The sequence below is a fragment of the Falsiroseomonas sp. genome, assembly GCF_051859025.1.
In the GTDB taxonomy this organism is placed as follows: domain Bacteria; phylum Pseudomonadota; class Alphaproteobacteria; order Acetobacterales; family Acetobacteraceae; genus Falsiroseomonas.
Genome location: NZ_JBHYGL010000039.1, coordinates 131,335 through 154,744, shown reverse-complemented (window position 1 = coordinate 154,744; position 23,410 = coordinate 131,335). Strand labels below are relative to the sequence as shown.

Sequence of the window (23,410 nt, the reverse complement as noted above, 5' to 3'; positions counted from 1 at the left end):
GCGATGGCCGAGGCGACGATCCCCCTTTCGCAGACCGCACTGCTGCTCTGCGATCTGCAGAACGACTTCATTCATCCTGAAGGCGCCTATGGCCGCGCGGGCTATTCCGCGCCGGCCATCGCGGCCATTCCCGCGCGCCTCAAGCCGCTGGCGGATGCGATGCGGGCGAAGGGCGGGTGGATCGCCTCCACCCATTTCACGCTGTTCACGGGCAAGGGTGGCGAGCCCTGGATCGACCCGCACCTGAAGGCCATGCGGCCCTTCCTCAAGAAGGGCGATTTCGTCATGGGGGGTTGGGGCCACCAGGTGGTGGAAGAACTCGCGCCCTCCGACCTGCCGGTGGAGAAGGTGGGGTATGACGCCTTCTACCAGACGCGGCTTGAGTGGGTGTTGCGCAAGGCGGGCATCCGCAGGCTGCTGGTCAGTGGCATCGTGACGAATGGCGGCGTCGCTTCCACCGTACGCGGCGCGCATGTGCGGGAGTTCGAGGTGACGGTGCTGGAAGACGCCTGCGCCGCCTTCACCGAGGAACTGCACAAGACGGCGATCGAGGCGCTGCGCCCCGTGGCGAAGATCAGCACCATCGCCGAGGAACTGGCGACGCTGTCATGAGCATCGGCCGCGTCGTCACCGAGGCCAATCCGGCCTTCGAGATCGAGGTCCCGGTCGCCATCATCGGCGCCGGCGCGGCCGGCCTGGTGGCGGCACTCTCCTGCCTGGATGCCGGCGTGGAGCCGCTGCTGCTGGAACGCGATCCGGTGCCGCGGGGCAGCACGTCCCTCAGCGCGGGCCTCATCCCGGCGGCGGGCACGCGCTTCCAGCGCGCGCATGGCATCGAGGATGATGTGGAGACCTTCGCGCGCGACATCCAGAAGAAGGCGCATGGCCAGGCTGAACCCACCACGGTGCAAACCGTCGCACAGAATGCGGGCCAGGCGATCGAATGGCTCGCCGATCGCCACGGGCTCGATTTTTCCGTCGTGCATGACTTCTCCTACCCGGGCCATACGCATCGCCGGATGCATGGGCTGCCGAGCCGGAGCGGCGCGGAACTCGTGGACCGTCTGCGCAGCGCGGCGGAAGCGGCGGGCGTTCCGCTGCTGACGGAAGCGCGCGTCACCACCTTGGTTGCGGACGAACAGGGCCGCCTCCGTGGTCTGGTGGCACAGCGCCCGGATGGCAGCGAGGAACGCATCGGCGCCAAGGCCATCGTGCTCGCCTGCTGCGGCTATGCCGGCAACAAGGAACTCGTGCGGAAATACATCCCCGAACTCGCGGAGGCCGTCTATTTCGGCCATCCCGGGAATGAGGGCGAGGCGCTTTCCTGGGGCGAGCAGATCGGCGCGGAACTGCGCGACATGACCGGCCACCAGGGGCATGGGTCCGTGGCCCATCCGCAGGGCATCCTCGTCTCCTGGGCCGTCATCATGGAAGGCGGCTTCCAGGTGAATGTGGAGGGCCGGCGGTTCTGGAATGAATCCTCCGGCTATTCGGAGGCGGGCGTCGCCGTGATGGGCCAGCCCGGCGCCGTCGCCTGGGATGTCTTCGACAGCCGCATCGCCGGCATCACCGCGCAGTTCGAGGATTTCCGCCAGGCCCAGGCAGCGGGCGCGGTGATCAGCGCGGAGACGCCAGGCGAACTGGCGCGCCTGATGAAGCTGCCGGAGGACGCCTTCCTCTCGACCTTCGATGATGTCGCGCGCCTGAAGCGCGATGGCGCGACGGATGGCTTCGGCCGCAACTGGCAAGGCGTGGCGCCGCTGGCCGCGCCGCTCTGCGCCGTGCGCGTGACCGGCGCGCTGTTCCACAGCCAGGGCGGGCTTGTGGTCGATGAAGGCGCGCGCGTGCGGCTTGCGGGTGGCGGTATCATCCCCAACCTGTTCGCGGCCGGCGGCGCGGCCTGCGGCGTTTCGGGGCCGGAGGCTGGCGGCTACCTCTCCGGCAACGGGTTGCTCAGCGCCGTGACGCTGGGGCGTATCGCGGGGCAAAGCGCGGCCACGGTCGCCGGCCACTACTGAATAAAGAACACAAGGGAAGACGTTCGATGGACCAGATGGTGGGCGACCAGTTCGGCATCGGCCAACCGGTGCGGCGGAAGGAGGATGTGCGCCTCCTCACCGGCCGCGGCACCTACACGGATGACATCAATGTCGAGGGCCAGGCGCATCTCGCGGTGCTGCGCTCCCCCCACGCCCATGCGCGGATACTGTCCGTCAACCTGGATGCCGCGCGCGCCGCGCCCGGCGTGCTGGCGGTGCTGACGGGGCAGGATGCGGAAGCCGACGGCATCGGCCTGTTCCCGGTGATGGTGGAGGTGCCGGCGATGGACGGCACGCAGCCGCTCTATGCGCCGCCGCGCACCATTCTGCAGACGGACCGCGTGCGCTTCGTGGGCGACCTGGTCGTGGCCGTGGTGGCGGAAACCCGGGCCCAGGCACAGGACGCCTGCGAACTGGTCGAGATCGACTACGAGCCGCTGCCCGCCATCACCGACACCGCCCGCGCGCTGGACCCCGGCGCGCCGGTGATCTGGGAGGAGAATGGCAGCAACCTCTGCGTCCACTGGTCGAACGGGCGGGAGGCGGAGGCCGATGCGGCCTTCGCGCAGGCGCACACCGTGGCGCGGGTCGAACTGGTGCAGAACCGCCTGGTCGGCAACCCGATGGAACCGCGCGTCGCCATCGGCCGATGGGATGCGGAGCGGGAGCGCTACGAACTGCACAGCCCGAGCCAGGGCGCGATGAAGGTGCGGGAGTCGCTGGCGAAGTTCGCCTTCAAGGTGCCGCTGGAGAAGGTGCGCGTGATCTCCCGCGATGTCGGTGGCGGCTTCGGGCTGCGCGGGAAGAATTTTCCGGAATCCGCGCTGGTGTTGTGGGCGGCGAAGCGGCTCGGCCGGCCGGTCAAGTGGCGGTCCGATCGCAGCGAGACGATGGTGAGCGACCCGCATGGCCGCGATCACGTGACGACGGCGGAGATGGCCTTCGACGCGAATGGCAAGGCGCTGGGGATGCGCGCCCGTACCATCGCGGCCATGGGCGCCTATCTGTTCGATTTCGGGCCGCGCATCCCGACCGTGGCGGGGGCGCGTATCGCGGGCACGGTCTATGACCTGCAGGCCGTGAATCTCCAGGTGCGGTGCGCCTTCACCAACACCGTGCCGACGGACGCCTATCGCGGCGCGGGCCGGCCGGAGATCGCCTATACGATCGAACGGCTGCTCGATATCGGCGCGGCGCAGTTCGGGATCGGCAAGGATGAGATCCGGCGCCGCAACTTCATCCGCGCGGACCAGATGCCGTACAAGAATTGCGTCGGCAACGTGCTGGACAGCGGCGATTTCAGCGGTACGCAGGCCATGGCGCTCAAGCTCGCGGATTGGGATGGCTATCCCGCGCGCAAGGCGGCGTCGGAGGCTGCGGGGAAGAAGCGCGGCATCGGCATCGGCTATTTCGTGGAGGCGTCGGGCGGCCAGCCGCAGGAATGGGCGCGGGTGGTGATGACGCCGGAAGGCAAGGCGCGGCTGCATGTCGGCACCTTCAGCCACGGGCAGGGGCATGAGACCGCCTTCGCCCAGATCGTCCATGCCCGCCTCGGCATTCCGTTCGAGGATGTGGAACTGATCCAGGGCGATACCGACCAGGTGGAGCAGGGCTTCGGCACGGGTGGCTCACGCTCCTCCCAGATGGGTGGCGTCGCATCGTCGCGGGCCTCCGAAGCCGTGCTGGCCAAGGCGAAGCGGATCGCCGCGCATCTGCTGGAAGCCGGCGTGGCCGATATCGAACTCGTTGCCGGGCAATTCGCGGTCGCGGGCACGGATATGGCCGTGACGTGGAAGCAGGTGGTGGTCGCCGCCCAGGATCCCGCGAAGCTGCCGGCTGGCGAAAAGACCGGCCTCGACGAACAGGTGCTCTACAAGCGCAGCACCGAATGCAACTTCCCCAATGGCTGCCATGTCGCGGAAGTGGAGATCGACCCGGATACGGGGCGCCTCACCGTCGTGCGCTATGCCGCCGTCGATGACGTGGGCGTGGTGATCAACCCGATGCTGGTGCATGGCCAGTCGCATGGCGGCATCGCGCAGGGGCTCGGCCAGGCGGTGCTGGAACACGCGCTGTACGATCCGGAAAGCGGCCAGTTCCTGACCGCGACCTTCCAGGACTACGCCATGCCGCGGGCCGATGACCTGCCGGACATGGCGATCGACTTCAACATCGTGCCGACGCCGATCAACGACCTGGGCGTGAAGGGGGCCGGGGAGGGTGGGGCCTGCGGCGCGCCGCCGGCCATCGTCTCCGCGGCGTGCGAGGCGCTGGGCATCGATCACATCGACATGCCGCTGACGCCGGAGCGCGTCTGGCGCGCGCTGGCGGGGTGATCGATCCGCGACGCCGGGCGCAGCGCTTGCCCACCCCCGGGCAGTGCGCGCCGGTGGCCCGCTTGGTCCGTGGGGTGGGTCGCCCGCCCTCCGGCGTTGCAACGGCATCGGTCTGATGCGCGGGGGGCGCGACAAGCGCCGCGGCCACGGCTAACCTTCCCGCGATCGGCTTCCAGAGAGCACCTCACGTGCCGCAACCGCTTGCCCTGACCATACCGCCCGATACGGAGGAGGTTCCGCGTCTGCTCGACGCGCTGGAGGGATTTGCCGAGGAGGTGGGTCTCTCCCCCAAGGCCGCGCATCGCCTGGCGGTGGTGGTGGAGGAGTTGGCCGCCAATGTCGCCATGCACGGCACGGGCGGGGAGGGCGGCGCCACCTACATCGCCGTCACCGTGCGGACGGAGGCGGATGAAGTGATCGCCACCGTGGAGGATGACGGGCGTGCCTTCGACCCGCTGGCGCGGGCCGCGCCGGACACGGATGCGGCGCTGGAGGACCGGGAGATCGGCGGACTCGGCGTTCATTTCGTGCAGCAGATGACCAAGGCGATGCGCTACAGCCGGGAGGATGGCCTGAACCGGCTGACAGCCGTGCTGGACGCGGTCGGCTGACCGACGGTGCCGGATACCGGGTCGCACGCCCTGGCCGCGCTGCCTTTCGGCGCCGTGATGGCGCGGCTCGAGGCCCTGGCGGGCTTCGCCGCGTCCGAGATCCTGATGAACCGGCTGGTGCGTGCCTCCGCGCTGGTCGCGCGGCTGCCGATGGATCGCCCCGGGATCGACCATCCCGACTGGGCTGCGCTGCTGGATGCGGTGACGGTGCAGGAGACGCGGATGTTCCGCGCCGCCGCGCAACTCGACCAGTTCCGCCAGATCGTGCTGCCAGACCTGGTGGCGGGCGCCACGGGGCGGCCACTGTCCCTGGTCTCCGCTGGCTGCGCGACGGGGGAGGAGGCCTGGACGCTCGCCATCCTCGGCGTGCGGAGCGGGCATCCCTGGCGGGTGCTGGGTGTCGATGTCTCCCGCCCGGCGCTGCAGGCGGCGGAGGCTGCGCGCTACCGCCTCGGCCCGCCCGATGCGCTGCGGGAAGTACGGGCGGAGGACCGGGCGCTACTCGACATCGCCGCTGGGTGGTTCGAACCGGTTGCGGCTTTGCGCCCCGGCGTGCGCTTCCGGCGGGAGAACCTGCTGCATGGCGGCTTGGCCGAGGCGTCAGCCGATGTGATCCTGTGCCGCAACGTGTTGATCTACATGACGCCGGAAGGAAAGCTGACGGTCCTGCGCCATCTGGCCGCGGCGCTGCGGCCGGGCGGCGCCCTGCTGCTGGGCCCCACCGATTCGGCGCCCCCCGGGCTTGGCCTGCGGCTCTGGTCGCGGGACCTGGTGGGCATCTGGCGGCGGGAGGATGCGGGTGGCTGAAGCCCTGATCGCCGGCGGATTGGCCTTCCTGCTGCCACCCGGTGCGCAGCTGGTGGAACCGCAGCGCCTGCGGCCGGCACCGCTCGCCGGGGCCGGGCTGCTGGGCATCGTGGTGATCGGCGGCCAGGCGCTGCCGGTGATGACGCCCCAGCCCGGCCTGCCGGGCGGCGAGGCCTGGGTGATGATCGATGGCCCCGGCGGCCGCCTGGTGATGGCGGGGGAGGCCCTGGTGGAGGAGGCGCCGCCGGGTGCCCTGCCGCTGCTGGCGCCGCGCCTGTCCGCCCGGCCCGTGCCGGCGGCGGAAGCGGCGACCGGCGCCGGATGGGCGGTGCCCGCCCGCGCCGGCCGGGCGCGGCTGGTGGCGATGGCGGCGGAGATCGGCGGGCTGCGGCTGGTGCTGCCCTTCGCCGCGCTGGAACGCGTGGTGCCGATGCCGGCGCTGCGCCCCGCGCCGGGTGCAGGCAGCGCCGCGCTGGGCTATGCCATCGCCGCCGGCGCGCCGGTAATGGTGCTGGACCCCGCCTGGGCGGCCGAGGCGCCGGTTGGCGAAGCCCCGCCGCCCGGGTTGCTGGTGCTGTTCCGCCATGCCGGAAGGCGCCTCGGCCTGCCCTGTCATCGGATCGAGCCCGCGCGGCCCGGGGAGGCGACGCTGGTCGCGCGTCTCGACGCGGCCCTGGCTGAACTCGCCATGGCGCCGCTTGGCCAGGTCATGGCGCCCCCGGTGCCGGAACCGGTCCGCGCCCTGCTGGTCTGCGCCGCCGGTGGCCAGGCCTTCGCCCTGCCGGTGGAGGAGGTTCAGGCGGTGATCCCGCCCATGACGCCGAGCCCCACCCCTGAGGGACGGCTTTCCGCCTTTCGCGGCGTGGCCGCGCATCGGGGGGATGTGCTGCCGGTGCTCGATGCCGGGGAACGCCTCGGCCTCGCCTCCGTGCTGGGGGCGCCGGGGGCGGAGGCGCCGCTGCTGCGCCTGGCGGGGGTACGGCCCGTGGCGCTGGCGGTGTCCGTCGTCACGGGGTTGCGGCGCATTCCGGAAAGGCTGATCGCCGCCGTGGCGGGGGAAGGGCTGGTGTCGGCCATCGCGGAATTCCAGGACGCCCCCCTGCCGATTTGCCGCGCCGCCATCCTGGGTGCCGCATCTTGATCCGCGTCCTCGTCGTGGACGACAGCGGCTTCATGCGCATGGCGCTGCGCCGGATCATCGAGGCTGAGGGCGACCTCAAGGTGGTGGGCGAGGCCGCCGATGGCGAGGCCGGGGTGGAGCAGGCCGCGAAGCTTCGCCCCGACGTCATCGCCATGGATGTGGAGATGCCGAAGCTGGATGGGCTGGAGGCGACGCGGCGCATCATGGCGCTGCCCGATCCGCCGGCGGTGCTGATGGTGAGCCACCACACGCGCGACGGATCGGCCACGGCGCTGGCGGCGCTGGACCGCGGGGCGGTCGACTATGTCTGCAAGGATGGTGACCTCGGCGGCGTGGACCTCGGCATGCTGGACCGTGAATTGCGGCCCAGGCTGCGGCACTGGGCGGGGCAGCGCGCGGCGGTGCGGCCGATGGCGCGGGCGGCGGGGCCGGTCCGGGTGGTCAAGGCCGCGGGCGGCTGCGACGTGGTGGTGGTGGGGGCCTCGACCGGTGGGCCGGATGCGCTGGCGGCCTTCCTGGCCGCGGCGGGGCGCCTGCCGGTGCCCTGCGTGGTGGCCCAGCACATGCCGGCCGACCTGGCGCCGGACCTGGCGCATCACCTGGCCCGGCTGTCGGGCGTGCCGGTCGGCGTCGGCCGCGCGGGGCCGGTGCTGATCCCGGGGGAGATCACGGTGATCCCGGGTGGCACCGATGGCCATCTGGCACGCCGCGCGGCGGGGGGGGAGGGCGGGCTGACGCTTCGACTCGCCTCCGGACCGATGGCGGTGCATCCTTCCGTGGACCTGCTGTTCCAATCCGCCGCGCTGGTGGCGCGCCGCGCGCTGGGCGTGGTGCTGACCGGCATGGGCCGGGATGGGGAGCAGGGCGCCCGCGCCATGACGGAGAGGGGCATGCCCGTGCTGGCCCAGTCACCCGCAAGCTGCGTCGTCGCCGGCATGCCCGGCGCGGTGATCGAGAGTGGGCTGGCGGTGGAGACGGCGGACCCCGCGGGGCTCGGCCGCCGCGTCCAGGCTCTCACCCGGGAACGCGTGGCATGACCCTGGACCGGGAGATGCTCGACGCCTTCGTCCCGGAATTCGAGGCCGAGGCCGTGCGGCTGGCGATGGTGCGGGATGCCGCGCCGGCGCAGCGCGCGCTGGACCAGCTGCGCGCCATGGCGGCGGCACTCGGCGCGCCATCGCTGGCGCGGATGGTGGAGGATGCGGCGCTGGCGCTCGACCCGCTGGACCTGCCCGCCCTGCATCGGGCGGCGGAGGCGCTGGCACGCCAGGCCCGCGCGGTTGGGGAGGCCGGGGCGGATGTCGCCCCCGTGCCGGCAGCCCCGCCCCCCGCTGCCGCGGCGCCGCCACCGCCGGCGCCGAGCCTGGACCGGGAGATCCTGGATGCGCTGGCCCCGGAATTCGACGCGGCCTGCGCGAAGTTGGCGGCGGCGGGCGACGAAGGCGCCGCGGGGCGGGCACTGGACGGGCTGCGGGCCCTGGCCGGCGCGGCGGGGCTTGCCTCGCTCAAGCTGCTGCTTGACCGCGCGCTGCCGCTGCTCGATCCCTTCGATGCGGCCGGGCTTCGTGACCTGGCTGCTGTGCTGGCCAGCCATGCCGCGCTGATCGTGGCGCATGGCGAGGATCGGCCGCCACCGGCCCCGTCGACGCCACCGGTGGCCCCCCTGGCGACCCCAGCCGCGGCGGCGCTGGACCCGGAGATGCTGGCGGCCTTCACGCCCGAATTCCAGGCGGGCTGCCTGAGGCTGGCCGCGGCGACGGATGAGGCGGAGGCCGCCCGAGCCGCCGATTCGCTGCGTGCGATGGCGGAGGCGCTGGGCCTCGATTCGCTGCGCACCCTGCTGGCGGAGCCGCCCTTCGACGCGACCGCGCTGGCCTCCCACGCCGCCGCCATCGCCATTGCCGGCCAGGATCTGCCCTTCGCCCCGGCCCCCACCGCGGCGAAGCGCCGCGTCCTGGTGGTGGATGACAGCGCCATGATGCGCCGCCTGGTGCGGGAGACGCTGGCGACGGACCCGGATTTCGAGGTGGTCGGCGAAGCCGCCGATGGCGTGCGGGCGCTGGCCGCCATGCGCGACTGCCAGCCCGACCTGACCATGCTGGATATCGAGATGCCTGAACTCGACGGCATCGGCGTGATGCGGCGCTGGGCGCTGGAGGGGATCGGCCAGGTCGTCATCGTCTCCTCCGCCGCCCGGCCCGGATCGGCGACGGCGGTGGAGGCCAGGCGGCTCGGCGTTGCCGGCATCGTCGGCAAGCCCTCCGGCGCCCTCAGCCCGGACCTCAAGCAGCGGCAGGGGGAGGCGCTGCTGCGCACCGCCCGGCGTGCGGCCGGGCTGCCGGTGGAGGCAGCGCGGTGAGCCCCCGGCTCGCGGAGCGGCCTATGATCCCCGGCTGGCGGAGCGATCGATGATTGACGACGAGGGCCTCTGGCAGGAATTCGCGGGCGAGTCGGAAGAACACCTCGATGCCATCGAGCGCATCCTGGCGGGCGGCGCGGCCGCGGACCGGCCGGCGGTGGACCGGCTGTTCCGGGCCTTCCACTCCCTGAAGGGCATGTCCGATGCGCTCGGCGCGCCGGGGATGAAGAACGTGGCGCATCGGGCGGAGGACATCCTCGGCCTGGCGCGCAACGGCAGGCTGGTGGTGGAAGGCGCCATCGCCGACGCGCTGCTGGCCGCGGTCGATGTGTTGCGGCGCCAGCGTGCGGTCGTGATCGAGCAGCACAAGGACGTGCCCGCGCCGGCGGAATTGCTGGCCAGGCTCGGCGCGCTGGCCGATGGCAATGTGCCGGCCCCATCCCGCCAGCCCAGCCCCGCGCCCGCCCCGCCAGCCGCGCCTTCGCCCGGCCCGGCGGCGGCGCTGCTGGGCGCGCTCGCTTCCCGGACCGTGGAGGCCGCGCCCCTGCTGGCGGCGCTGGCCGTGGAACGGCGGCCGGAGGCGCTGCGGGAGGCTGCCGATCTCGGCGATGCCTCCCGGATGCTGGGGCTCGGGCGGCTCGGCGCGGGCTTCGACCGGCTGGCGGCGCAGGCCGGCGGCGCCGGGGCGCTGGCGGCGCTGGGCGGGTTGCGGCGGATGCTGGCGCTGCTGGAGGCCGAGGCCGGGGAACCCGCGGGGGCCGATCGCCTGGCGGGTGCGCCAGGCACTGAATCGGCGGCGCTCGGCCCGCGGCTTGCCGCGCTGGCCCTGCAGGCGGAAGCGGTGACGGCGGGCGGCGACGCGGCCGCGGCGATGGCGGCCGCGCAGGAAGCGGCGGAGGTGGCGGCCGCCTTCGGGCTGGAGGGGCTGGAACACCTGCTGCTGTCGCTGGCCGACCTGGCGGATCGTGCCGCCGAGCCCGATGCGGCGGCGACGCTGGCGGCGCAGGGCCCGGTCATCGCCGATCGGCTGCGCAGCGCCGCGGAAGGTGGGCTGGCCGCGCTGCGTCAGGCGCAGGAAGTGGGGCCGGGCCCCGAACAGGCGGATGCGCGCATCCCCGCCGCCTTCGCGCCGCTGCTGGGCGCGGAAGGGCGGCGCCGCGCGCTGGCGGCACTTGAAGGCGGGCGGGTGCTCTACCGCCTGCGGATGGCCACCGGCGTGCCAGCGGAAGCCGAGGCCGCCGTGGCAGCGGCCCTGGCGGCGGAGGCGGAAGTGCTGACCAGCCGCACGGTGCTGGACGCGCAGCCCCCCCATCTCGACATGCTGCTGGCCGGCCCGGCGGAGGCCGATGCGCTGTCCCGCGCCGTGACCGCCGCCGATCCCGCCCGCGCCGTCGTGCTGGAACTCTCGCCCATCACGGAGGGTGCCGGCGTGGCGGAGCAGGCCGCGCCCATGCGCGCCGCGCCGGTGACGCTGCGCGTGCGGCAGGAGACGATCGACCAGATCATCGCCCTGGAAGCGGAAGTCCGCGCGGCCTCCCTCGCCCTGGCGGAAGCCCTGACGGATGGGGGGATGACGGAGGCGCTGGCCAATCTCGGGGCGCTGGAACGCCGCCTGGCCGGCGGTGCGGCGCGGGAGTTGGGCCAGGCCGTCGGCCGGCTGCGCCAGGTGCAGGAAACGCTGGAGCGGGCGGAGAACCGCCTGGCCGTGGGCATGCGGCGGCTGGACGATTCGGTCATGGAGTTGCGCGTCGTGCCGGTGGGCACGCTGTTCGGCCGCCTGCCCCGCGTGGTGCGCGCCGTGGCCCAGGCCTCCGCGAAGGAGGTCGAACTGGTGATGGAGGGCGAGGACGTCACCATCGACCGCAGCCTGGTGGAATTGCTGGCGGACCCGCTGCTGCACCTCACCCGCAATGCGGTGGACCATGGGATCGAGACGCCGGAGGAGCGGGAGGAGGCCGGCAAGCCGCGCCGCGCGACGCTGCGCGTTTCCGCGGCCCGCCGCACCGGCCAGGTCCGGGTTCGCGTCAGCGAGGATGGCCGCGGCATCGATTGCGCCCGGGTGCTGGCCCGCGCCACGGCCCGCGGCTTGGTCAGCGCCGAGCAGGCCGCGCGCATGAGCGACGATGAGGTCCACGCGCTGCTGTTCCGCCCCGGCTTTTCGACCGCCGAGACGATCACGGAGACTTCGGGCCGCGGCGTCGGCCTGGATGTGGTGCAGGACGCCATCCGCCGGGCGGGCGGCACGGTGGAGATCGCCAGCGCGCCGGGGCAGGGCACCAGCTTCACGCTCCGCCTGCCGCTGACGGCCGCGGTGCAGCCCGTGTTGCTGGTGGAGGTGGCGGGCCATCCCTACGCGCTGCCGGCGGCGCGGGTGGAGGCGGTGCTGGACGCTGGCGCGGCGCCGGGCTGCGAGGTGCTGTCCCTGGCCGCCGTGCTGGGGCTGCCGGCGGGGGAGGCGCGCGGCGGCGGCGCGATCGTGATCGTGAAGTCTGGCGGGCGGTCCTTCGGCCTGTCGGTCGGCGCGGTGCAGCGGCGGACGGACCTGTTGCTGCGGCCGCTGCATCCGGCCCTGGCGGCGCTGCCGGGCATCGGTGGCGTCGGCGTGCTGGGCAATGGGGAGCCGGTGGTGGTGCTGGAACCCGACGGCTTCGCGCCGGAGGGGATCGCGGGCTGATCGCGGACCGGTTGCGCACCGGTTGCCTGGCCCTGCTGGACGCTGCGGCGCGGGGCGGGTAGACGCTCCCACCCACTCTCTACCGGCGCCAAGGGCTTTGCGCCGGATTCTGACAGGAAGGATCTGCCCGTGATTTCCCGACGCCACGCGCTCGGCGCCGGCGGCCTGACGCTGCTGCTCGCCGCCTGCCAGACCCCCACCCCGCCCCGGATCGTGCCGGAGGACGGGACGATCGACATCCTGTCCCTGCTGCGCAGCAAGCCGGAGCATACCCGCTTCGTGAACGCGCTGGTGGTCAGCGGCGCGACGTCGCGCCTCGGCCGTCAGAACGGCGCCGTGACCCTCTTCGCGCCGACGAATGATTCGCTGAACGGCCTGCCGGCGGCGACCCTGGCGCTGCTGGACAACCCGCCGGCGCAGCCGACGGAAGCGCAGCGTGCGCAGATGCAGGCGCTGGTCTTCGGCAATGCGGCCTGGGGCCTGCTGCGCTTCCCGGACATCGCGGCGCGCCGCAACACCATCGTCACCTGGGACCGCGCGCGCCTGACCGTGACCGCGACGGGCGAACGCACCGCGCGCCTGGCGCGCGAAGGCGTGACTCTGGCGGCCGGCCGCCCGACGCCGGAAGTGACGCGCGGCAACGTGCTGGCCAGCGACGGCGTCTTCCACGTGACGAACGGCTTCGTCGCGGGCTGAGCGTTTCGGGGCGGGGTGCTTCCCGCCCCGCCCTATCCCGCGTGGCGCTTATCCCGCGTGCCTCAGCGCCAGCGCCGTGATGTCATCCGCCTGCGGTGCGCCATCCGCGAAGGCGCTGACGGCGCGGAGTACCGCTTCGACAACCTGGCGCGGGTCCGTCCCCGCCTCCGCCAGCGCCGCCATCAGCCGCGCCTGGCCGAAGAAGCCGCCCTGGTTGTCCTCGGCCTCCGACACGCCATCGGAATAGCAGAACAGCGATTCGCCCGGCGCCAGCGAGAAGCTGTCGGAGGCGTAGGGAATGCCCTCCATCACGCCGAGCGCGGGCTGGCGGCGCAGCGGGCCGAGCAGGCGGGGCGCGCCGCCCCCCAGCACCACGGGCAGGTCATGCCCCGCGACGGCGACGCGGCCCGTGCCGGTGGTGCCATCGATGACGCCGACCACGACGGTGACGAAGGTCTGGCTTTCATTGTCGGCGGAAAGGTCGTCATTCGTCATCGTCAGGATGTCGCCGGGGTCCGGCGCGCCGACATCGGATGACAGGCGCTTCGCCGCCGCGCGCATCAGGCCGAGGGTGCGCGCCATGGTGAGCCCCGCCGGCGCGCCCTTGCCGGAGACATCGGCCACGGCGAAGAGCATGTGCTTCGCATCCAGCCGCAGGCAGTCATAGAGATCACCGCCGACCTGCCGCGCCGGCACCATGGCCGCATGGACGGAGAGCGCGCCGGTGGCGGCCGCGGTGAAATCCCGTGGCACCAGCGACAATTGCGCGGCACGGGCCGATTCCAGCTCGGCCTCCAGCGCGTGCAGCCGGGCGTCGGCGACCTCGCGCAGCCGCTTCTTCTCCAGCACCGCGCCAAGCCGCGCGCGCAGCAGCGGCGGGTCGAAGCTTTTCGGCAGATAGTCTTCCGCGCCGAGTTCGATGCAGCGGACGATCTTCTCCATCTCCGTCAGGGCGGAGATGACGATGACGGGCGGCGCGGCGCCGCGGGCCGCGTGCAACTGTTCCAGCACGCCGATGCCGTCGAGGTTCGGCATCTCGAGGTCCAGCAGCACCACGTCGAAGCGCTGGCGTTCCAGGGCGGCCAGGCCCTGCACGCCATCCTCCGCCATCGTGACCTTGGTGTAGCCAAGCTCCCCCAGCCGGCGCTTCAGGACCAGCCGGTTGAAGCTGCTGTCATCCACGACGAGGATCTCGACATCCCCGTCCACCGCCTGCTGCCCGCTCATGCCCCGTTCCGATCAGACGCCATCGCCTCGACCACCGCGCGGGTCTCGGAGGCCAGTTTCGAGAGGTCGATCATGGTGACGGTGATTTCCTCCGCCGCCGTCGCATTGGACTGGCCGATGCGCGACAGGGTGCTGACGCGATCGGTGATGGAGGTGACGGTCGCCTGCTGTTCCTCCATCGCCACCGCGATCGCGCCGGCCAGGCGGGCGCTTTCCGTCACGATCGCCTCCAGCTCATCCATCGCCTCCCCCACCGCCGCGGCGGTGCCGCTGCCCTCTCGGGTGCGGCGGCCGGCGACGAGGACGACATCGGCGATCTCCTGCGCCAGCGTCTCGCTGCTCGCGGCCAGCGCGCGGACTTCCTCCGCCACCACCGCGAGGCCGCGGCCGTGTTCACCGGCGCGCGCGGCCTCGATGGCCGCGTTGATGGCCAGGATGTTCGTCTGGGTCGCGATCTTGGCGATGGTGCCGGCGATGCGCGTGACGCGCTCCGTATCCTCCGCCACCGCATCCACCAGCTCGATCAGGCTGCGCAGCTTGACCAGGTTCTCCGCCAGCAGGGCCTTCGATTCATCGGCGCGGTCGCTGCTTTCCTGCGTGGTGCGGCCGACTTCGCGCACGGCGTCCTGCGTCTGGCCCAGCGCTTCCTCGACCTGGCGAAGCTCCGCCAGCTGGGTCATGGCGCCGTCGCTGACCTGGCCGATGGCATCCGATGCCTGGGTGGTGGCGATGGCGGTGCGGCGCGCATTCTCCAGCGCCGTCTCCGTCAGGTTGCGGGCGGCGACGAGGTTGTCCCGGAACACGAGCACGGCGCGCGCCATGTCGCCGACCTGGTCGGTGCGGTCCGTGCCCGGCACGGTCGTCTCCACCGCGCCGCGGGAGAGGCTGACCATGGCGCCGGCCAGCCGGCCGAGCGGGCGCGCCAGGCCCTGCACCAGCACCATCCAGACCAGCGCGCAGCCCACCAGGCCGACGGCGCCGGCGCCCATGACGATGGTGCGCGCCTGGCGTTCCAGCTCATGCGCCGCGGCGAGGGAGGCGTCGGAGCGGCGCTTCACCTCCGCCCGCGCGGCGGTGGCGACGCGGTTGAAGGCGCTGGCGAAATCCAGCCATTCCTCATGCAGCGGCGCGAATTGCGTGCGCTGGCGGGCGGCGAAGGCGGCGCGGACCTGTTCGGTGAATTCGGGCAGGCGGCGGGCCATGTCGCCGCCGCCGCCCATGACGATGGGGTCGATATCGGCCGCCAGCAGGCGGTTCACGGCGTCGAAGGAATTGCCGACGAGTTCGCCGTTGCGGACCATGCGGTTGGCGGTGGGGCCGGGCTGCAACACGCCGGCGATGACGCTGGCGAAGGCGGAGGAGAAATCCGCGACATGCAGCGCCAATTCGTCCACCGATGTGTCCGCTTCCCGGTCCCGCCCGCCGAACTGCTCGATGATCGCGAGCTGGCGGGCGACGACGACGAGGGCGGAGCCGGAGAGCAGGCCGACGACCATCACCATCAGCAGGGTGATGAGGCCCGCGCGCACGCCGATGCGGCCGAGCCAGCCGCGCAGGCCGCCGCTGCCGGGCGGTGCGAGGGCGCCGGCCAGGCCGTCGGACGTCTCCGCGCGGCCGCCGCTGCCGCGCAGCGTGACGTCCGGCTTCGTCATGCCGCCGCTTCCCCCGCGTTCCGGGGCAAGGTGGCGGGGCAGGGGCGCATATGAGCCATGGGACGGTCCGGGCCGGGTTCTATCAACCAAGGGTGAGGCTACAGGCCGCGGGGTCCGGCAACAAGCTTGGCTACCCCTTTGACGGCTGGTCATCCCCGGCCGATCCTGCGCCGGCCCCGATGGGCAGGAGGAAAGGAAACGCCATGGCCGAGCATCCCTTCACGGCGGAAGACCTTGAGGCGCTTCGGCAATGGGATACGCCGACGATCTGCAACGCCCTGGAATTCGTGGCGCCCAGTCGCCGCGGCCATGGCTTCACGGTGCGGCCGATGGTCTGCGCCGATCCGAAGCTGCCACCGATCTGTGGCCTGGCCCGCACCGGCACCATCCGTGCCGCGCAGCCATCGGGCCGCCCGAAGGACCAGGATCGCGCCATCCGCATCGGCTGGTACGAATATGTGGAGCGCGCCAGCCTGCCGACCGTGGTGGTGCTGCAGGATCTGGACGACACGCCCGGCGTCGGCGCCTTCTGGGGCGAAGTCCATACCGCCGTGCACAAGGCGCTGGGCGCGCAGGGCTGCGTGACCAACGGGTCGATCCGCGACCTGGACATGCTGGCGCCCGGCTTCCAGCTGGTGGCCGGCGTGGTCAACCCGTCCCACGCCTATGTCCACATGGTGGCTTGTGGGCAGGAGGTGACGATCCACGGGATGCATGTGGCGCATGAGGACGTGATCCACGCCGATCGCCACGGCGCCGTTGTGATCCCCCATGACGTCGTGCGCCTGATCCCGGCGGCGATCGAGTTGGGCGCGCGGAAGGAGAAGGTGATCCTCGACCTCTGCAAATCGCCCGATTTCAGCGCGGCGAAGCTGGCCGAGGCGATTGCCAGGGCGGACGACATCCATTGAAGTTCCTGGCGGCGGAGCCGCTGTTGTGAAGTTCCTGGCGGCGGAGCCGCTGTTGAAGACGGCTGCAGCGCTGCTGATGGCGCTGCCGGCGACGGCGCAGGCGCCGGGGTGGGAGGCATCGGTGGTGCCCCTCGCCCCCGCGCTGCGTGCCTGTCTGGAAGGCCAGGCGGGGGCGATGGTGGTGGATGCCTGGGCGCTGGACGATGTGCGGGTGACGGCGCGCTTGCTGGTGCCCGGCGGCGCGCGGCAGGACTGTGTGGCGGCGGGCGCGGTCGAGTCCCGCATGCCGGCAAGCGCGGCGCGGGCGGGTGAGGGGCTGCGCGCCTTCATGCTGGAACGGCGCTGCGTGGATGCCTGGCGGGTCACGGACCCGGATGGGCGGGAACTGGGCTGGCTAGCCTATCCGGAGTGCGGATGAGAGAGACGATCTGCGAGGTCCGTCCCGAATGGGTGGACCATTATGGCCACATGAACCTGGCCTACTACCTCGTGGCCTTCGACCTCGCGACCGATGTCGTCTGGCCCGAATGGGGGCTCGGCGCACCGCTGCGGGACGCCGGGTTCGGCACCTTCGCGGTGGAATCCTGGCAGGGCTATCGGCGGGAGGTGACGCTGGCGATGCCGCTGGCGGCGGAAAGCGTGCTGGTGGCCTATGACCATCGCCGGCTGCTGGTGAAGCACCGGCTGTACCACGCGACCGAAGGCTGGCTCTCCGCGGAGAACGAGGTGCTGTTCCTCTGCGTCAACCTTGCCACGCGGCGCGCCGGGACGTGGCCGGAGGCAACGCTGGCGCGCTTCGCGGAGAAGCGGGGGACGGAGGCGCCGGAGCGCCTCCGCCTGCAACGCCTCAATCCAGCCGCAGGTTGAGCGGGCGAATCACGGCGGCCCAGCGTTCGCGGTCCGCGGTGATGAAGGCGCGCGCCTGGTCCGGCGTGCCGGTGACGGGCAGAATGCCCTGGGTGCGGAAGACCTCCTGCGCCGCGGGGTTGCGGAGCGCCTCCGCACTCGCCTCCGCGATGCGGGTGGCGGCGGCGGCCGGCATGCGGGCAGGGCCGACCAGGCCGAACCAGTTCGCGGCATCCAGCGCCATGCCCTGTTCCCGCAGCGTCGGCACCGCCGGCAGCAGCGGCACGCGGGTGGAGGAGCCGATGCCCAGCACCTTCACGCGGCCATCCTTGGACAGCGATTCGGCCGGGCCCGCATTCATGAACATCGCATCGACCTGCGCGGCGACCAGCGCCGTATAGGCCGGCGCCGCGCCGGTATAGGGGACATGCAGCATGTCCAGCCCCGCCGCCTGGATGACACGCGCGGCCGCGAGGTGGGAGGTGGAGCCAATGCCCCAGGACGCGTAGGTGAGCGCGCCCGGCCGGCTGCGCGCCAGCGCCGTGAAGGCCGCCAGCGTATCGGTGCCGAGGCCGGACCGGACGACCAGCGCGAAGGGCCCATCGGCGAAGAGCGTGATGGGCAGGAAATCCGCCATCGGGTCATAGGCCAGGCGCTGATAGACGAGGGGGTTGACCGCGTGCGTCTCCGCACTCGCCACGAACAGCGTGTGGCCGTCAGGGCGCGCCTGCGCGACGAACTGTGCACCCACCGCGCCATTCGCGCCCGGGCGGTTGTCCACCACCACGGGCTGGCCCACGATCGGCGCCATGGCGGTGGCCAGCGCGCGCGTCACCACATCCGTGGCGCCACCGGCATTCCAGGGCACCACGATGCGGATGGGCTGGTCCGGGAAGGCCAGGGCAGGGGTGGCGAGCGGCAGCAGTGCGGCGGCGCCGAGCAGCGCGCGGCGCGAGACCGGGGTCTTCATCGGCGGTAATCCTCCGGAGGCAGGCGCGGCGATGGCCGCGAAGTTGTCCGGACATGTCAACCGACATGCGTGAATGTGTCAAATGATGCGAATTTTGGCATCAGTCCCCGCGATTGATAACCCAGATTCCCACGCCCACCAGCAGCACCGATGCCAGCAGCGCCGGCGTCACGGCCTCCCCCAGCAGCAGCCAGCCGCAGGCGACGCCGAAGGCGGGGGTGAGGAAGAGGAAGGGCGCGAAGGCGGAGGCCGCGTGGCGCTGCACCAGCCAGAACCAGGCGAGGTAGCTGACCACCGCGACGCCCAGCACCTGGAAGGCGAGGGAACCCAGCACGCGCGGCGTCGGGTCGAAGACCCCTTCCTCCCCGATCGCGAAGCCCAGCGGGATCAGCAGGCAGGAGACGGCGAGTTGGTAGAGGAGGGTGCGTTCGGAGGCGATGCGCGTCAGCCCCGTGGCCTTGATGGTGGTGATGGTGCCGCCCCAGAAGATGCCCGAGGCCAGGGCGATGACATCGCCCATCAGCGCCGCATCGGGCGCAGCGCCCAGGCGGTCCGCGAACAGCACGGGGACGGAGGCGAAGGCGATGACGATCCCGGCCAGCTTGCGGCGCGTCAGCCGGTCTCCGCGCACCAGGAAATGCGTGGCGATCACGGCGAAGAAGGGCGCGGTGTAGAGCAGCACCACCACGCGGGCGGCGCTGGTCAGTTCCAGGGCGCGGAAGATCGCCCAGAACTCCGCCGAGAACAGCACGCCCGCGAGCAGCCCCGCCTGCAGTGTGCCGTCGCGCTTGAACACCGTGACGCCGCGCCACCAGCACCAGGCCAGGATGAAGGGGATGGCGAGCAAAGACCGCAGCCCGGCCTGGACGAGGGGCGAGATGCCCTCTCCGCCCCATTTCATCGTGACCTGCGCGAAGCCCCAGGCGGCGCAGAGCGCCACCAGCAGCACCGCATGGCGCGCGGGCATCACGCCTGGTGCCGGATGATCCCGCCCACGATGGTGGCGCGGACCCGTGTATCCGCGATGGCGGCGGGATCACCATCCAGCACGTCCCGATCCAGGACGATGAGGTCGGCGAGCTTGCCCAGTTCAAGCGAGCCCTTCTCGTGCTCCTCCCGCTGCGCCCAGGCGCCGAGCCAGGTGTAGGCGCGCAGGGCCTCTCGCGTCGTGATCGCTTCCCGCGCATCGAGGTCCGTGCCGCCGGTGGTGCGGCGGTTGACCATGGCGGCGATGGCGGTCCAGGGGGAGACGCGGCAGACCGCGAAATCGGAATGGCCGGGGGCGGGCACGCCGGCATCGATCAGGCTGCGATGCGGCCACATCCAGCGCATCGCCTCCTGCCCTCGGTTGGCGGCATAGGCTTCGCCGAGTTCATCCATGAAGCCGGTGGCGGAACTGTCCACGAAGCCGCCGCGCTTGAGGCGGGCCAGGATCGCCGGCGTGACGTAGCAGCAGTGCTCGACCCGCATGCGATGGTCGTCGATGGGGTGCGCGGCCAGGGCTGCCTCCATGACGTCCAGCGCGAAATCGATGCCGCGGTCGCCGACACCTTCGATCATCACTTGCAGGCCCGCCTTGTGCGCGGCGGTGGCGCGGGCGGTCAGGTCATCCTGTTCGTAGAGCAGCATGCCGGTATTGGGCACGGGCTCCCCCGGCACGGGCGTGCCGAGATAGGGGTCCCAATAGGCGGCGGTGCGGCCGGAGGTCGAGCAATCCGGGCACCACTCCACGCCGATGAGTCGCAGCCATTCATCGCCGAAGCCGGACCGGATGCCGGCGCCGATGAGATGCGGGATCAGCGGTTCGTCGCGCCCGCTGGCGATGATGCCCATCCGCATCCGCCAGCGCCCGTCGCGATGCATGCGCTGATAGGCGCTGATGGCCTTGGACGGGCAGAGCGAGTTGGCAACCGAGGTGATGCCCACGGCGAGGCACTGGTCCTGCACCATCTCCATCCCCTCCGCGATGTCGGCCTCGCTGTCCTGGCCATGGACGGCGTTGAGGAAGACATGCGCGGCGGTCTCCCGCACCAGGCCCGTCAGGCGGCCCCCGTGCTTGTCGAAGCGGCCGAAGGCGGGGTCGGGCGTTTCCGCCGTGACGCCGCAGGCCGCGAAGGCGGCGGAGTTGGCGAGGCCGAGATGGCCATCCGTGCGCAGGATGAAGATCGGCCGGCCGAGGCTCGCGGCATCCAGTTCTGCGAGCGTCGGATAACCGCCGCAGGCGCGTTCGTTCAGCCGGTAGAAGGCGGCCCAGCGGCCGGGCGCCACGGCCTCGCAGCGCCGCCGGATGGCCGCCAGCAACTCGTCCCGCGTCCGCACGCGATCCGGGGAGACGAGGGTCCAGGCGCGCAGGCGGATGGCATAGGCATCCGGGTGCGCGTGGCTGTCCACGATGCCGGGCAGCACGCGCTGCCCCTCCGCATCCAGCACCTTGGTGCCGGGGCCGATGAGGTCCCGGATCGCGGCGCTGTCGCCCAGCGCGACGATGCGGCCGTTGAGGGCGGCGAGCGCGCCGCATTCGGTGCCGGCCGCGTCCATCGTCGCGATGCGGGCGTTCAGCAGGACGAAATCGGGATGCATGGTCAGCCCACCAGCCGGTCGATATGGTCCCGCACCTTGTAGTAGTTGCCGACGAAGGGCAGGAACCAGGGCGTGCCGTTGTAGGTCGGCTGGGTCGGAAACGGCAGGCCATCCAGCGCGAAGGGCGCATTCGCCGCGCCCGCCAGCTTCAGCGCGACATTGTGACCGAGCCAGGTTGCCATGGCGACGCCGCTGCCCTGGCAGCCCGCGGCGTAGTGCATCCCGTCCTGCACGCCGATATGCGGCAGCAGGTCGAAGGTGAAGGCGACATAGCCGGTCCAGGCATGGGTGATCTTCACGCCGGCCAGGTCCGGGAAGGTCTGCAGCATCGTGTCATACAGCGCCGGGGCCGCCTGTTCCGCCGTCGCCGCACGGAAACTCGCGCGGCCGCCCCAGAGCACCCGCTTCCCGTCCGGGGATGGCCGGAAGTAGTTCAGCACGCGCTTGCTGTCGCTGATCATGCGGCGGCCGGGGAAGAGGCGGTCCATCGTCTCCGGCGGCAGTTCCTCCGTCGCGATGATGTAGGAATTGAGGGGGATGAGGCGCTTCGCCAGCCAGGGCAGGGCCGTGCCGCGCGGGTCCTTGGTGTAGCCATTGGTCGTGACCAGCACGGCGTCGGCACGCATCTCGCCCTTGTCCGTCGCCACGCGGAAGCCGCTGCCATCCCGCGTCACGCCGGTGACGCGCACGCCGTCCACCAGCCGGGCGCCGGCGCGCTCCGCGGCCTCCGCCAGGCCACGGGCGTATTTGCCGGGATGGAGGCTGCCGGTGGCGGCAGCGGCCATGCCGCCCTCATAGTGATCGCTGCCGACGAACTCCCTCTGCCGGGATTTCGGCACCATCTCCGTCGGCAGGCCCGTCACCTCCGCGATCCAGTCAGCGCGCGCCGCCATGGCGTTGTAGTGGGCGCGGGACCAGGCGCCGGTGTAGCGGCCGCAGCGGATATAGTCGCAGTCGATCCCCTCCCGCGCGATCGTCTCCTCGATGAAGGGGAAGGACGCCGCGGCGGCGCCGGCGATGGCACGGCCCTTTTCCTCCCCATATTTCGCCGCGAGGCCGGTGGAGGCGACCTTGAGGCCGCCCGACACCATGCCGCCATTGCGGGACGACGCACCCCAGCCGATGCGCTCGGCGTCGATCACCGTGACCTCATGCCCAAGCCGGCGGAGCGTCAGCGCGGCCGACAGCCCCGCATAGCCGCCGCCGATGATGGCGACCGGCGTGTGGCCCGGCAGGGTGTTGTCGCGGTCCGGCGGCTCGGCCGCTTCCCACCACCAGGGGCGGGCCTTGAAGCCGGGGGCGGCGATGGATTGAAGATCGGTCATTGCCCGCGCGCGCGTCCCGCTGTTGACTTGCTCGGAGCGAGGTTCCCGCCGGACGCCGTCCGGATCAAGGGGACCCCTGGGGGCTTCTTACCGAAGGGTCGAACCAATGCAGACATTCCAGCAGGATTGCATCGAGCTTGCCTGGCGGAAGTTCAACCGGGGGGAGGTCAGCCGCCGCGCGCTGCTGGCCGGCCTGGCCGCGTTGGGCGCGGCGCCGCTGGCCGGCGGGGACGCTGCCGCCCAGGCCGCGCGGAACCTGGTGATGGTCAACTGGGGCGGCATCGCCAATGACGGCTTCGGGCGCTTCTATGGCGAGCCCTTCGCCGCCGCCAATCCCGGCTGGCGGGTGGTGCAGGACAGCACCGGGCCGTCCGCGGGCCGCATCCGGTCCATGGTGGAAAGCGGGCGCGTCACCTGGGATATCTGCGACAGTTCCGCGACCTCCGCCACGCTGCTCGGCGGGCTGAACCTGCTGAACCGCATCGACTACAACGTGGTGGACCGCAACAACGTCATCGGTCCGACCTTCGCGCTGGACCATGGCGCGGCGCCCTATTCCTTCAGCAATGTCCTTGTCTATGACAGCACCAAATTCCCGAATGGCGGCCCGACGAGCTGGGCGGATTTCTGGGATCTGCGTCGCTTCCCCGGCACCCGCCTGCTGCGCCGCGACGCCGCCGGCGCGCTGGATGCCGCGCAGATGGCGCTGGGGAAGGACCCGCGGAATCTCTATCCCCTCGATATCCGGGCCAGCATCGCCAAGGTGCGGGAAATCCGCCGCAACTGCGTCTTCTGGAACAGCGGTTCCGAATCGGAACAGTTCATCCGGACCGGAGAGGCCGTGATGGGCCAGATCTGGCACACCCGCGCCAAGGTGCTGGAGCAGGAGAGCAACGGCCGCTTCAAGCACATCTGGAACCAGGGCATCCTCCAGCCCGGCATCTTCGTCAGCCCCCGCGGCAACCCGGGGGGTGAGATGGTGCAGCGGCTCCTGGCCTCCATGCTGTCCAATCCGGAACAGCAGGTGGAACTGCTGAAGTTCCTCGGCAACGGCCCGACCAACCCGCGCGCGGCCGCGCTGGTGCCGGAGGAATTCAAGCGCTTCAACCCGACGGACCCCGCCAATGCCGCGGTCCAGGTGGCGCAGAACGGCACCTGGTGGGGCGGCGTCTATGCCCAGGCCAATGCCGACTATATCGACATGGTGACGGGCTGAAGGCACTCTCGCTGCATTGC

Annotated in this window: 20 protein-coding genes; 14 read left to right on the top strand and 6 right to left on the bottom strand. The window is 71.9% G+C overall.

Annotation, left to right across the window (positions count from 1 at the left end; genetic code table 11):
- The first annotated feature begins 3 nt into the window (after positions 1–3).
- The 10 genes from ACTIE5_RS26660 to ACTIE5_RS26615 all read left to right on the top strand — a co-directional run bounded on the left by ACTIE5_RS26660 (position 4) and on the right by ACTIE5_RS26615 (position 12,663).
- A complete protein-coding gene (locus ACTIE5_RS26660; RefSeq protein WP_439552767.1) occupies positions 4–612 on the top strand; it encodes a cysteine hydrolase in 609 nt (202 codons plus the stop codon).
- The gene (locus ACTIE5_RS26655) at positions 609–2,018 is read left to right on the top strand and encodes an FAD-dependent oxidoreductase (protein ID WP_439552766.1); all 1,410 of its coding nucleotides are present in this window, start codon (positions 609–611) and stop codon (positions 2,016–2,018) included. The genes ACTIE5_RS26660 and ACTIE5_RS26655 overlap by 4 nt, the downstream gene beginning before the upstream one ends.
- Positions 2,019–2,044: 26 nt before the next feature.
- A complete protein-coding gene (locus ACTIE5_RS26650; protein WP_439552765.1) occupies positions 2,045–4,375 on the top strand; it encodes a xanthine dehydrogenase family protein molybdopterin-binding subunit in 2,331 nt (776 codons plus the stop codon).
- A gap of 188 nt (positions 4,376–4,563) precedes the next feature.
- Positions 4,564–4,986 carry an ATP-binding protein gene (locus ACTIE5_RS26645; RefSeq protein WP_439552764.1) on the top strand — a complete coding sequence of 141 codons (423 nt, stop codon included), beginning with the start codon at positions 4,564–4,566 and terminating at the stop codon, positions 4,984–4,986.
- Positions 4,987–4,992: 6 nt separating this feature from the next.
- Positions 4,993–5,793 (top strand): CheR family methyltransferase, encoded by an 801-nt coding sequence (locus ACTIE5_RS26640; protein WP_439552763.1) that lies wholly within the window; start codon positions 4,993–4,995, stop codon positions 5,791–5,793.
- Complete coding sequence (locus ACTIE5_RS26635; protein ID WP_439552762.1) at positions 5,786–6,934, top strand: chemotaxis protein CheW; 1,149 nt, start codon at positions 5,786–5,788, stop codon at positions 6,932–6,934. The genes ACTIE5_RS26640 and ACTIE5_RS26635 overlap by 8 nt, the downstream gene beginning before the upstream one ends.
- Positions 6,931–7,971, top strand: coding sequence for a chemotaxis protein CheB (locus ACTIE5_RS26630; RefSeq protein WP_439552761.1), 1,041 nt, complete (start codon positions 6,931–6,933; stop codon positions 7,969–7,971). The genes ACTIE5_RS26635 and ACTIE5_RS26630 overlap by 4 nt, the downstream gene beginning before the upstream one ends.
- Entirely contained in the window at positions 7,968–9,293 is a 1,326-nt protein-coding gene (locus tag ACTIE5_RS26625; RefSeq protein WP_439552760.1) for a response regulator, read from the top strand. The genes ACTIE5_RS26630 and ACTIE5_RS26625 overlap by 4 nt, the downstream gene beginning before the upstream one ends.
- A gap of 49 nt (positions 9,294–9,342) precedes the next feature.
- Complete coding sequence (locus ACTIE5_RS26620) at positions 9,343–11,967, top strand: ATP-binding protein (RefSeq protein ID WP_439552759.1); 2,625 nt, start codon at positions 9,343–9,345, stop codon at positions 11,965–11,967.
- A gap of 129 nt (positions 11,968–12,096) precedes the next feature.
- Positions 12,097–12,663 carry a fasciclin domain-containing protein gene (locus ACTIE5_RS26615; protein ID WP_439552758.1) on the top strand — a complete coding sequence of 189 codons (567 nt, stop codon included), beginning with the start codon at positions 12,097–12,099 and terminating at the stop codon, positions 12,661–12,663.
- 48 nt (positions 12,664–12,711) lie between these two features.
- Here ACTIE5_RS26615 and ACTIE5_RS26610 read toward each other — a convergent pair whose 3' ends face one another.
- On the bottom strand, positions 12,712–13,890 hold the full coding sequence (locus tag ACTIE5_RS26610; protein ID WP_439552757.1) for a PP2C family protein-serine/threonine phosphatase: 1,179 nt from the start codon (positions 13,888–13,890) through the stop codon (positions 12,712–12,714).
- Positions 13,887–15,542 carry a methyl-accepting chemotaxis protein gene (locus ACTIE5_RS26605; protein WP_439552756.1) on the bottom strand — a complete coding sequence of 552 codons (1,656 nt, stop codon included), beginning with the start codon at positions 15,540–15,542 and terminating at the stop codon, positions 13,887–13,889. The genes ACTIE5_RS26610 and ACTIE5_RS26605 overlap by 4 nt, the downstream gene beginning before the upstream one ends.
- Positions 15,543–15,745: 203 nt before the next feature.
- Here ACTIE5_RS26605 and ACTIE5_RS26600 point away from each other — a divergent pair, with 203 nt between their 5' ends.
- Genes ACTIE5_RS26600 through ACTIE5_RS26590 form a run of 3 tightly spaced genes read left to right on the top strand, consistent with a single transcriptional unit; the run spans position 15,746 to position 17,320 of the window.
- Positions 15,746–16,453, top strand: coding sequence for an RraA family protein (locus tag ACTIE5_RS26600; RefSeq protein WP_439552755.1), 708 nt, complete (start codon positions 15,746–15,748; stop codon positions 16,451–16,453).
- 52 nt (positions 16,454–16,505) lie between these two features.
- Positions 16,506–16,871, top strand: a complete 366-nt coding sequence (locus tag ACTIE5_RS26595) for a hypothetical protein (protein WP_439552754.1) — start codon at positions 16,506–16,508, stop codon at positions 16,869–16,871.
- The gene (locus ACTIE5_RS26590; RefSeq protein WP_439552753.1) at positions 16,868–17,320 is read left to right on the top strand and encodes an acyl-CoA thioesterase; all 453 of its coding nucleotides are present in this window, start codon (positions 16,868–16,870) and stop codon (positions 17,318–17,320) included. Before ACTIE5_RS26595 ends, ACTIE5_RS26590 begins: the two co-directional genes overlap by 4 nt.
- On the opposite strand, the gene ACTIE5_RS26585 is transcribed toward ACTIE5_RS26590, so the two are convergent.
- The 4 genes from ACTIE5_RS26585 to ACTIE5_RS26570 all read right to left on the bottom strand — a co-directional run bounded on the left by ACTIE5_RS26585 (position 17,301) and on the right by ACTIE5_RS26570 (position 22,174).
- The gene (locus ACTIE5_RS26585; RefSeq protein WP_439552752.1) at positions 17,301–18,269 is read right to left on the bottom strand and encodes a tripartite tricarboxylate transporter substrate binding protein; all 969 of its coding nucleotides are present in this window, start codon (positions 18,267–18,269) and stop codon (positions 17,301–17,303) included. The genes ACTIE5_RS26590 and ACTIE5_RS26585 overlap by 20 nt on opposite strands.
- Positions 18,270–18,369: 100 nt before the next feature.
- A complete protein-coding gene (locus ACTIE5_RS26580; RefSeq protein ID WP_439552751.1) occupies positions 18,370–19,236 on the bottom strand; it encodes a DMT family transporter in 867 nt (288 codons plus the stop codon).
- On the bottom strand, positions 19,236–20,849 hold the full coding sequence (locus ACTIE5_RS26575; protein WP_439552750.1) for an amidohydrolase: 1,614 nt from the start codon (positions 20,847–20,849) through the stop codon (positions 19,236–19,238). The genes ACTIE5_RS26580 and ACTIE5_RS26575 overlap by 1 nt, the downstream gene beginning before the upstream one ends.
- A gap of 2 nt (positions 20,850–20,851) precedes the next feature.
- Complete coding sequence (locus ACTIE5_RS26570; protein ID WP_439552749.1) at positions 20,852–22,174, bottom strand: NAD(P)/FAD-dependent oxidoreductase; 1,323 nt, start codon at positions 22,172–22,174, stop codon at positions 20,852–20,854.
- 106 nt (positions 22,175–22,280) lie between these two features.
- On the opposite strand from ACTIE5_RS26570, the gene ACTIE5_RS26565 reads away from it, so the two are divergent.
- The gene (locus tag ACTIE5_RS26565; protein WP_439552748.1) at positions 22,281–23,390 is read left to right on the top strand and encodes an extracellular solute-binding protein; all 1,110 of its coding nucleotides are present in this window, start codon (positions 22,281–22,283) and stop codon (positions 23,388–23,390) included.
- The last annotated feature ends 20 nt before the right edge of the window (positions 23,391–23,410 follow it).